Below are 10,156 nucleotides of genomic sequence, written 5' to 3' on the forward strand. Positions count from 1 at the left end.
TACGCTCCTCGCCATCGCCGGTGCTCCGCGCACCACCGCCGCAGCGCGGGCGCACCGCCCGCGCGCCGCAACGACGCCCTGAGGAGCAGGCATGGAACTCTGGCAGTTGCCCGTCACCGAGGTCGCCGCGCTGATCCGCGACCGGAAGGTCTCGGCGGTCGAGGCGGCCGAGTCCTGCCTCAGCCGGGTCGAGGCCGTGAACCCGGAGCTGAACGCGCTCGCCGACGTCCGCCCGGAGGAGACGCTGGCGGACGCGCGCCGCGCGGACGCGGCGGTCGCGGCCGGCGCCGACCTCGGCCCGCTGCACGGCGTCCCGACCTCCACCAAGATCAACACCCCGCAGCGCGGCGCCCTGATGACGCACGGCGTCACCGCCATGGCGGGGATGAGGGCCGCGCGCGACGACGCGTCCGTCGCCGCGCTCCGCTCCGCCGGCGCGGTGTTCCTCGGCCGCAGCAACGCGCCCGCCTTCTCGGTGCGCTGGTTCTCCACGAACGAGCCGCACGGCCGGACCCTCAACCCGTGGAGCGCCGGGCACACCCCCGGCGGCTCCAGCGGCGGCGCCGCCAGCGCCCTCGCCGCCGGCATGACGCCGCTCGCCCAGGGCAACGACATCGGCGGCTCGATCCGCTTCCCCGCCGGCTGCTGCGGCGTGGTCGGCGTCCGCCCGACCGTCGGGCTGGTCTCCAACTGGACGGCCCCCGAGGACACGGGCCCGGAGCCGTCCCTCACCGTCCAGGCCTGGGCCGTGCAGGGGCCGATGGCCCGGACCGTCGCGGACGCGCGCCTCGCCCTGCGCGCGATGGCGGGCGCCGACCTGCGCGACCCGTTCGGCGTGCCCGCGCTGCCGGCGGCGCCCGCTCCCGGCGACCGGCCGATCCGCGTCGGGGTCGTCCGCGACGTCGGCATCGTCAAGCCGCACCCGGCCGTCGACGCGGCGGTGGACGACGCCGCGCGGTGGCTGGCGGACGCGGGCTACGAGGTCGAGGAGATCGAGCTGCCGCTGCTGGCCGAGGCGGCGCGGCTGTGGTCCCTGCTGCTGTTCGAGGAGATGCGTCCGGGACTGCCCGGGATGCTGGAAATGGCCGACGAGGGGCTGCGCGTCCACATGCGCTACGCCTACGAGTACGCCGCCGGGCTGTGGGGCGAGAAGCCCGACCTCGCGGCCTACGTCCAGGGCTGGGCCCGCCGCGCGACGCTGATCACCCGGCTCCAGGAGCTGCTCGGCACCGGGATGATCCTGCTGACGCCGGTCTCGGCCGAGCCGCCGTTCGAGCAGGACGCCGACATCATCGAGCCCGAGCGCGGGCGGAACCTCGTCGCGGCGCAGTGGCCGATGACGTCCCTGCCGGTCCTCGGGTTCCCCGGCGTCTCGGTGCCGGCGGCGCTGGCCGACGGCCTGCCGATCGGCGTCCAGCTCATCGGCGGCCGGTTCGCCGAGGACCTCGTCCTCGACGCCGCCCAGGCCGTCGAGGACCGCGCGCCCGACTTCACCGCGCCCCTGTCCGCCTGACCTGTCCGCCTGACCCGTCCACCCGAGGCCCGCGCCCGTGCGGCCCGGCGCCCTGCGATGATGCGGGCCATGAGCAGGAAGAGCACGGCCGGGCCGGACCTCGACGCCATCTCCTGGCAGATCATCGAGCAGCTGCAGGAGGACGGCCGGCGTTCCTACGGGGCGATCGCGAAGGCGGTCGGCCTGTCGGAGGCCGCCGTCCGGCAGCGGGTGCAGCGGCTGACCGAGGCCGGCGTGATGCAGATCGTCGCCGTCACCGACCCGCTGGTGGTCGGCGGGCACCGGCAGGCGATGGTCGGGGTGAAGGTGGCGGGGCCGCTGGAGCCCGTCGCGTCCGCCCTGTCGGACATGCCGGAGACGATCTACGTCGTGCTCTGCGCGGGCGGCTTCGACATCCTCTGCGAGATCGTCTGCGACGACGACGCACACCTGGCGGAGGTGCTGGCGAGCCGCATCCGGTCGATCCCCGGGGTGCGGGGCACGGAGACGTTCGTCTACCTCCAGCTGCGCAAGGAGAGCTATCGATGGGGCGCACACTGACCACTAAATCAGTCGCTCCTCAACATCTACACAACTGGATTAGTGAAATCTCTCGCGCAAGCCGCTAAATTAGTGGCATGTCGCAGGCCATCGCCGCTGATCCCGCACGTGCTCTCGTGCACGCCGAACCCGTCCCCTTCTGGCTGGACGACCCCGCGCGCCCCGCGGCCTTCCCCGCCCTCGCCGGCGAGGAGCACTGCGACCTCGTCGTGGTCGGCGGCGGCTACTGCGGCCTCTGGACCGCGCTGCTGGCCAAGGAGCGCGACCCCGGCCGCGACGTCGTCCTCGTCGAGGCGCGCGAGGTCGGCTGGGCCGCGTCCGGGCGCAACGGCGGGTTCTGCTCGTCCAGCCTCACGCACGGCTTCGGCAACGGCCTCGCCCGCTGGCCCGGCGAGATCGCCGAGCTGGAGCGGCTCGGCATGCGGAATCTGGACGAGATCGAGGACGCGATCCGCCGGTACGGCATCGCGTGCGACTGGGAGCGCACCGGCGAGCTGAACGTCGCCACCCGTCCCCACCAGGTCCGCGAGCTGGAGGAGGAGGCCGAGGCCGCGCGCCGCTTCGGCCGCTCCCCCGAGCTCCTCGACGCCGAGCAGGTCAGGGCCGAGGTGGCGTCGCCGACCTACCTCGCCGGGCTGCTCGACCGGGACGGCACCGCGCTGGTCAACCCGGCGCGGCTCGCCTGGGGGCTGCGGGACGCCTGCGTCCGGCTCGGCGTCCGCATCTTCGAGCGCACCTCCGCCACGTCGCTGGCCCCGCGCGGAGCCTCCATGGTCGTCACCACCGGCTACGGACGGGTCGTGGCGCGCCGCGTCGCCCTCGCGACGAACGCGTTCCCGTCACTCGTCCACCGGGTGCGGCCGTACATCGTCCCCGTGTACGACTACGCGATGGTGACCGAGCCGCTGACGGACGCCCGGCTCGACTCCATCGGCTGGCGGAACCGGTACGGCATGTCCGACAGCGGCAGCCAGTTCCACTACTACCGGCTGACCGCCGACAACCGGATCCTGTGGGGCGGCTACGACGCCGTCTACCACTACGGCTCCCGGGTCTCGGCGGACCTCGACCAGCGGCCCGACACCTTCCGCCTGCTCGCCGCGAACTTCTTCCGCACGTTCCCGCAGCTCGAAGACGTCCGGTTCAGCCACACCTGGGGCGGCGTCATCGACACCTGCACCCGGTTCTCCGCCTTCTTCGGCACCGCCGCGCAGGGCCGGGTCGCCTACGCGCTCGGCTTCACCGGCCTCGGCGTCGGCGCCACCCGGTTCGCCGCCCAGGTCACCCTCGACCGCCTCGACGGCCTGGACACCCCGCGCACCCGGCTCGCGATGGTGCGCTCCAAGCCCGTCCCGTTCCCGCCCGAACCCCTGCGCTGGCTCGGCATCGAGCTGACCCGCCGGTCCATGGCCGCCGCCGACCGCAACGGCGGCCGCCGCAACCTGTGGCTGCGCACCATGGACACCCTCGGCCTCGGCTTCGACAGCTGACCCGCCCTCCGCGCCGGCCCGGGGGCCGGCGCGGGGGCGGCGCGGCGGCTACTCGCGGATGCCCATGCCCTCGACGGGCGGGGTGCGCAGCAGGCGGCCGATCGGGATCACCGTGGCGACCAGCGCGAGCGCCACGGTGCCGCCGACGATCGCGACCCAGCCGGCCGCCGGGACGTACGGGACCCGCTGCCCCGCGACGGCGTTGACGATCGAGGACAGGGTGACCGCCGCGATCGCGCCGCCGATCGCGAGCGCCACCCCCAGCAGGGCGGCCTGCTCGGCGTTCGCCATCCGCTTCACCTGGCGGCGCGTCACCCCGACCAGGCGCAGCAGGGACACCTCCCGGGTCCGGGCCAGCGCCGCCATGATCAGGGTGTTGCCAGCCGCGAGGATCGAGTACCCGATCAGCACCGCCACCAGCAGCTTGTTCAGCCACGCGCTGATCGCCAGGTCCTGGGCGAGCTCACCGGTGAGCCGGTCGGTGCCGGCCGCGGAGCTGCCCGGGTACTCGCCCGCCAGCCTCGTCAGCGCGGCGCCGACGCCGGCGGCGTTCGGCGCGCTGCGGACCAGGACGCGGTCGTCCAGGCCGGTCCGGGTGTGGCCGGTGAGCGTCGCGTTGTCCACGGTGATGTCGCCGAAACCGAGGTTCCGGTCGTAGACGGCGACGACCCGCAGCGACACCGGCGTGCCGTCGCCGAGCCAGAACCGCGCGTTCCCGCCGAGCTTCCAGTGCGCCGACGACGCCTGCGACCGCGACACCGCCACCGTGCCGGGACGCAGGTCCGCGAGGTTCCCCGACCGCACCCGCAGGTCCATGGTCTGGCCGATCCCCTGTGGATCGACGCCCTGCGCGACGACCGTCTGCCCATCGTCCATGAACGGGACGATCGCCGACGTCTTGCGCACGCCCGTCGCGGCGACCACCCCGGGGATCTGGCGGGCCTTCACCGCGGCCGCCGCCGGAAGGCCGGCGCCGCCGACGAGCGCGTGCTGCGCCAGCGTGCCGTCATGGCTCTGCACCACCGTCTGCCGCTGCAGGTTGTCCTGAAGGAACCACACCGTCCCGCCGAACCCGACCGACAGGACGAGCGCCGTCAGCACCGCCACCATGCCGCGCGCGTTCGCCCGCAGGTTCGCGGCGGCCAGGTACCCGCTGTCGCCGAACACGGCCCGCAGGACCGGCGCGAGCGCCCACGCGGTACCCCAGTTGATCCACGGGGCCAGCAGCGCGATCGCCAGCACGAACGTGTACAGCATCCCCACCGCGGCGCCCATCGCGGTCTCGCCGTTGGCCTTGCCGGTCACCGCGATCAGGGCGACCCCGGCGCCGAGGAGCACGACCCCGGACACCATCCGGACCCTGCCCCCGAGGACCGCCTCTACGGCCGCCTCACCGAGCGCCTCCGTCGGCCGGATCCGGGTGGTGCGCCGCGCGGCGACCCAACCGGCGAGCAGCGCCACCGCCGCGACCGCCGCAGTCACCGCGAGCCCCGACAGCGCGCCGCCCTGCACGGTGAACGTCTCCGGCACGAACCCCCGGTCGACGAGCCGGCCCCGGAGCCACGCGGTGACCCCCAGCCCGGACGGCACGCCCACCACCGCGGCGAGCACGGCGAGCAGCCCCACCTCGCCGAGGATCAGCGCCCGCACCTGGCCCGGCGTCGCCGCGACCGCCCGCAGCAGCGCGAAGTCGCGGCGGCGGTGCCGGACCGACAGGCCGACCGTCGCGGCGACCACGAAGACGATGATCAGCGCGGCATAGCCGCCGAACGCGCCGCCGGCCTGCACCATCAGGTCCCGACCGGCCGCCGCCTCCGGCTCCTCGGCCAGTCCGCGCTCGCCCCCCTCGTACGCCTTCGCCCCGGCGGCCGCCGCGATGCGCCGCACCGCCGCGGACACCTCCGACCTGTCGGCACCCCGCTTCAGCAGCACGCCGATCGCGTCGACGCGCCCCTGGCGCGGATCCAGCCGCGCCGCCTCCGCGTCGGTGAAGAACACCGCCGACCCGCGCACACCGGACGCCTCCACGACACCGCTCACCCGGAACCGGCGGACCGTCCCCCCGGTCAGCACCGCCGTGGTGGCCCCGGGCCGCAGCCGTCCCGCCGCCGCGAGCCGGCCGTCGACCGCCATCTCACCGTCGGCCCGCGGCGCCGTCCCGGACACCACCCGGTACGGGGCGAGCGCCGCGCTCCCCCAGCCGTGCCCCGCCGCCTCCACCTCCGGCGCCGCCGCCGGCGCCACCGCGATCGAACGGTCCGCCACCGCGCTCGCGACACCCGGCACCGCGGCGATCCGGCGGGCCAGCGCGTCCGGGACGCCGCCGCGCTCGGGCAGCGTCACCGTGCTGGTCTCGGTGTCGCCGAACTCCTTGTGCGTGATCGTGAGGTCGCGGTGGGCGACCACGGCGAACGCCTCGGCGTACCGCTGCGTCTCCCCCTGGTAGCGGAGCCCCGACTCCACCAGCAGCCCGCACACCGTGAGGATCATGACGCCCGCGGCGAGCGCGATGAACGTCGCCACGAAATCGCCCTTGTGGAACCGCAGCATCCGCGCGGCCAGTGCGAGCACGCCTCAGCCCTCCCGGCTCGCGGCGGGCTGCCGCCGGCCGAGCATCGCCAACTGCTCGGCAATCCGCTGGACGCCCGGCTGCGGCATGTCCTGCACGATCCGGCCGTCCGCGAGGACCATCACCCGGTGGGCGTAGGACGCGGCGACCGGATCGTGGGTCACCATGATCACCGTCTGGCCGGCCTGGTCGACCACCGACCGCAGCAGCGCCAGCACCTCCGCCGCCGTCCGGGTGTCCAGCGCGCCGGTCGGCTCGTCGCAGAAGATCACCTCCGGCCGGCCGACCAGCGCCCGGGCGATCGCCACCCGCTGCTGCTGGCCGCCGGACAGCTCCGCCGGCCGGTGCCGGAGCCGGTCGCCCAGCCCGATCCGTCCGATCACCTCCGCGACCCATGCCGGATCCGGGCGGACGCCCGCCAGCCGCGACGGCAGCATGATGTTCTGCTCGACGGTCAACGCCCCCACCAGGTTGAACGCCTGGAAGACGAAGCCGATCCGGCGGCGGCGCAACTCGGTCAGCTTCTTCTCAGACATCGCCGACAGGTCGGTGTCCCCAATCCGGACCCGGCCGGAACTCGGCCGGTCCAGGCCCGCCGCGCAGTGCAGCAACGTGCTCTTGCCGGAACCGGACGGCCCCATCACCGCGGTCATCGTCCCCCTGGCGAACCAGGCGTCGACGCCGGCCAGCGCCACAACGGGCCGCTCACCACCGCCGTACGTCCTACTGACACGTTCGACACTGACGGCGTATGGCGCCGGGGGCATGGACATCGGCTGGTGCCTTCCGGGGGGCTTCGGTTCGGAGGCTCCCGACGCTAGGGAGATCGCCGACCCGCAACAATGCAGCCAGTGGCCCACCCGTGGTAGCGCAGGCTGTACCGCCCGTCGCGAGTGGCGGGCGTAAGCCGGAGTGGCCGGTACCTCGTCGCCCCACCGGTCGTTCCGGAACGCGACCGAGGCGATCTGCTGCCGGGCTCGCGCCGCGCTTCCTCGATCGCGCGGGTGACAGCGATCTACTTGGTGCGCTCCCGTCCTGATCGGACGCGAAAGCGAACGGCTCCACAAGAAGGCCGCAGACCTCAGCGCGCGGGCCGTCATCACCGACACGGCCGAACGGTTCGCGGCCAAGAGCGGCCCGCCGTGGTCGTCAACACCATCGGCGACTACGCGAGGACGACCACGGTGATCGCCCGCGCCTGCGTGCCGCGCGACCTGGCCGCCGTCCCCTGGCCTGCTCGACCTGCACGAGGACACCATCGCGCAAGGCAGCACGCTGGTGACCGGCTTCAGCTTCGGCGTGCCGACGACCGAGGCCGTCGTAGCCGAGCTGCGCAAAAGCCGCCCCGCCCTCGCACGCCTCGGCGCCGCCCCCAGCACCTGGCTCTGCCCGACGGGGAGAACGCGAAGTCCGCCGGCACCCCCTCCACCGGACTGCTCGCCGCCCAGTGCGCCAGCAATGCACATCGGTGACCTTGACCACCGGCCTGGCCCCCACCTCGCCCGTCCTGCGGGCCGTAGCCGTACTCCCCATCGCCGGAAAGCTGCTGTCCATCAACCCCCTCCGGCGCTTCGCCGTCCGCCGGCTCGCCGGCACCAAGCTCAAGGTCGCCACCTTCGTCCTCCCCCGGACCAGGCCGCTGATCGAACTGCTGCTCTCGACGGTCACTCGCGACTTGCTCACCACAAGCGCCTGCTTCTGGGTTCCGCGACAGCACGAGAGCCGCCCGAACATGGATTGCGACGAACAGCAACGGCGAGCACGAGGCACCGCAGGCGCGGGATACGAAGCGCGGCCGGACGTGGAGCGCCAGGTACTGCGGGCGCGGAACGCGACGAGCAGCCGTACGTGCAACGCGACGAGTTGGGGCAGCGCGGCGGCGAGCGATGTCCGGGTGAGGAGACATCGGGCGTTCGGCGAGGGGTGTGAGGGGTGTTGGCGGAGGGGTCGGCCGTGCGGTGGGGTGGCGCTGGCGTACGGGGCCGCCCCTCCAAAGTCAAGGGCGCCTTCGGCGTCGCTTCGCGATGGACTTCGTCCACCCTTGACTTTGGAGCCTCTGCGGCCCCTGAGGCAGCGCTTAAGGGGCAGGCTCCGCCTGCCCCGCCTGGTCGCGCCACCCCACCGCCCCCGAACCAGCGGACCAAGCGAGGATGTCGAGATGGGTGCGGTGGCTCCGACCACGTAGGGAACCGTCCCCACGACGAAGGAGCTCCCGATGTCGGAGAACACGCGCAGCACCCGTCCGCGACGGCCGCCACGAAGCGCTCGCGGTCCTCATCGGCAAATGGATCAACGAAGGCCACACGATCGAGACCACGGAGACCCCATCGGTTCCGATCCTCACCAGTGATGTCTACGAGTGGGCACCTGGCGGGTTCTTCGTCGTCCACTCGGCCTTCAAAGGATCGGCAACCGCACGCGTTGCACCGCAGCGATGACCGACGACGGCATGAACTGGTCCCCATCGATGGATGTCACCCTCCGCAAGGTCGCCTGATCCCGCCTGGGCCGCCGCCCCCGGCGCCTTTCCCCGTCCCCGTCCATCGCCGTAGTCAGCATGGTGGCGACTGTGAGCGGACATGGGCATGCCGGTTCGCCCGAGATCCGGATTGGATTCGGGCGAACCGGTGACGTGGAGGTGGGGCGGGTTACGCGGCCCAGTTGGCGGTGGTGTCGGGCGGGCCGAACGCCCCCGGTGGCCCGCTACCCGTCCGGGGTCTGGATCTTGATCGGGCGCCTGGTGGTGGCAGCAATCGGTAGATGTACCGCCCGTCGGGATCTTTGCCGATCCCGATCTGATCTGGGCTGGCGTGTTTGAACCGGTTGTGCCATCCGCAGGTCAGGGTGAGTTGGTCGATGTCGGTGGGGCTGTTTCCCAGGGCCCATCCGTTGACGTGGTCGACCTCGCACAGCGTCCCGGGGATCTCGCATTCCCGGACCGCGCAGGTCGGGTACAGGGTTTCGAGGACTTGGCGTTGGGCGGCGCTGGCGAACCGCTCCCGGTAGCCGAGGTACAGCGGCGTGTGCCCTCGCCCGAGGATCAGCGGTGACACTCCTGCCGATAGGGCGATGCGGCGGGCTTGGGCGGCGGGGATCGGTGTCCCGTCGGTGAGGCGGGCGGGGGCGTTGCCGCCGGTCAGTGTCTCCAGGTTGCAGATGACGGTGACCTTGGTGGCCTTGTGCCCACCGGATAGGACGCTGGACAGGGCGGCTGCGGTGCGCTCCCCGACGTCGCGGGTGTCCTCAGGCCCGGCCGGCTTGACCAGCGGAGCCAGAGTCCCGTCCCAGATCGCAGCGTCCTCGGCGTTCAACCAGCCTTTGATGTAGCGGCCGCCGTCCAGGGAGCCGGTGCTGGTGATCCACGATTTGGCGTACCCGCGCTTGACGTCCTCACCGGGGACGGCCTCGGTGCCGTCGCGTTCGGCGATCACGTCGCAGATGCGGCGGCCGAACACTCCCACCTTCGCCGCTGAGAAGCCTTGGTCGACGAAGCTCAGCAGGGTTGTCTCGGCTTCGGCGCAGTCGGTGTCCTCCAAGCGGGCCACACTCTGCGCGACCGTGGCCGCATATCCGTAGGACAGCTCCCCGCAGGCGAGGCGTTCGGCGACTTTCGGGAGGCGGTGCCGTTGGCGGGCGAGGATGAGGCGTTCGGTGGTGCGGTTCTCCCGCATGCCAAGCCGGGACCGTAGCCATGCCCGGGTGGAGGGGTATCCCCACCGCTTCTGTTCACCTGTGACATCGACTCGGCGAATGAAACCGACCAGTGCGCTTTCCTGAATATCGCAGGCAGCGGCAAGGCTCTCGGTGAGTTCCAGACACGCCGCCGCCGACTCCGGGGCTTCGCGCTGGGCGAGTTCAGCGGCGATCGCCGAGACCGCGTCCACCAATTGAATGGTGGACGCGGTCTCCAGGTCGACCGTCACTGATTGCATAGGTAAATCATACCCTACGTGGCCGGCAAAAGTCGGCTCGACGGACCCTTATTTCGATGCTCCGCGAAAAGGTATGGCTAGATATACCCGCGGCATACTGATCATCCTCTAC

Annotated in this window: 6 protein-coding genes; 3 read left to right on the forward strand and 3 right to left on the reverse strand. The window is 72.7% G+C overall.

Going from position 1 to position 10,156, the window contains the following annotated elements:
- Positions 1-91: 91 nt before the first annotated feature.
- The 3 genes from ACA514_RS42245 to ACA514_RS42255 all read left to right on the forward strand — a co-directional run bounded on the left by ACA514_RS42245 (position 92) and on the right by ACA514_RS42255 (position 3,543).
- Positions 92-1,513, forward strand: a complete 1,422-nt coding sequence (locus ACA514_RS42245; protein WP_375047097.1) for an amidase — start codon at positions 92-94, stop codon at positions 1,511-1,513.
- A 69-nt stretch (positions 1,514-1,582) separates the two neighbouring features.
- Positions 1,583-2,053 carry an Lrp/AsnC family transcriptional regulator gene (locus ACA514_RS42250; protein WP_344266872.1) on the forward strand — a complete coding sequence of 157 codons (471 nt, stop codon included), beginning with the start codon at positions 1,583-1,585 and terminating at the stop codon, positions 2,051-2,053.
- Positions 2,054-2,130: 77 nt separating this feature from the next.
- Positions 2,131-3,543, forward strand: a complete 1,413-nt coding sequence (locus ACA514_RS42255; protein WP_375047098.1) for an NAD(P)/FAD-dependent oxidoreductase — start codon at positions 2,131-2,133, stop codon at positions 3,541-3,543.
- Between the two features lie 48 nt (positions 3,544-3,591).
- Here ACA514_RS42255 and ACA514_RS42260 read toward each other — a convergent pair whose 3' ends face one another.
- The 3 genes from ACA514_RS42260 to ACA514_RS42270 form a co-directional block, all read right to left on the reverse strand.
- On the reverse strand, positions 3,592-6,114 hold the full coding sequence (locus ACA514_RS42260; RefSeq protein WP_375047099.1) for an FtsX-like permease family protein: 2,523 nt from the start codon (positions 6,112-6,114) through the stop codon (positions 3,592-3,594).
- Positions 6,115-6,117: 3 nt separating this feature from the next.
- On the reverse strand, positions 6,118-6,885 hold the full coding sequence (locus ACA514_RS42265) for an ABC transporter ATP-binding protein (protein ID WP_375047100.1): 768 nt from the start codon (positions 6,883-6,885) through the stop codon (positions 6,118-6,120).
- Between the two features lie 1,875 nt (positions 6,886-8,760).
- On the reverse strand, positions 8,761-10,044 hold the full coding sequence (locus ACA514_RS42270; protein ID WP_375047101.1) for a DUF222 domain-containing protein: 1,284 nt from the start codon (positions 10,042-10,044) through the stop codon (positions 8,761-8,763).
- Between the last annotated feature and the right edge of the window lie 112 nt (positions 10,045-10,156).

The organism is Actinomadura sp. NTSP31 (genome assembly GCF_041951385.1).
GTDB lineage: Bacteria > Actinomycetota > Actinomycetes > Streptosporangiales > Streptosporangiaceae > Spirillospora > Spirillospora napierensis.

Coding starts and splice junctions, on each gene's coding strand:
- ACA514_RS42245 (WP_375047097.1), top strand. CDS start 92: ATGGAACTCTGGCAGTTGCCCGTCACCGAGGTCGCCGCGCTGATCCGC.
- ACA514_RS42250 (WP_344266872.1), top strand. CDS start 1,583: ATGAGCAGGAAGAGCACGGCCGGGCCGGACCTCGACGCCATCTCCTGG.
- ACA514_RS42255 (WP_375047098.1), top strand. CDS start 2,131: ATGTCGCAGGCCATCGCCGCTGATCCCGCACGTGCTCTCGTGCACGCC.
- ACA514_RS42265 (WP_375047100.1), bottom strand. CDS start 6,885: ATGTCCATGCCCCCGGCGCCATACGCCGTCAGTGTCGAACGTGTCAGT.
- ACA514_RS42270 (WP_375047101.1), bottom strand. CDS start 10,044: ATGCAATCAGTGACGGTCGACCTGGAGACCGCGTCCACCATTCAATTG.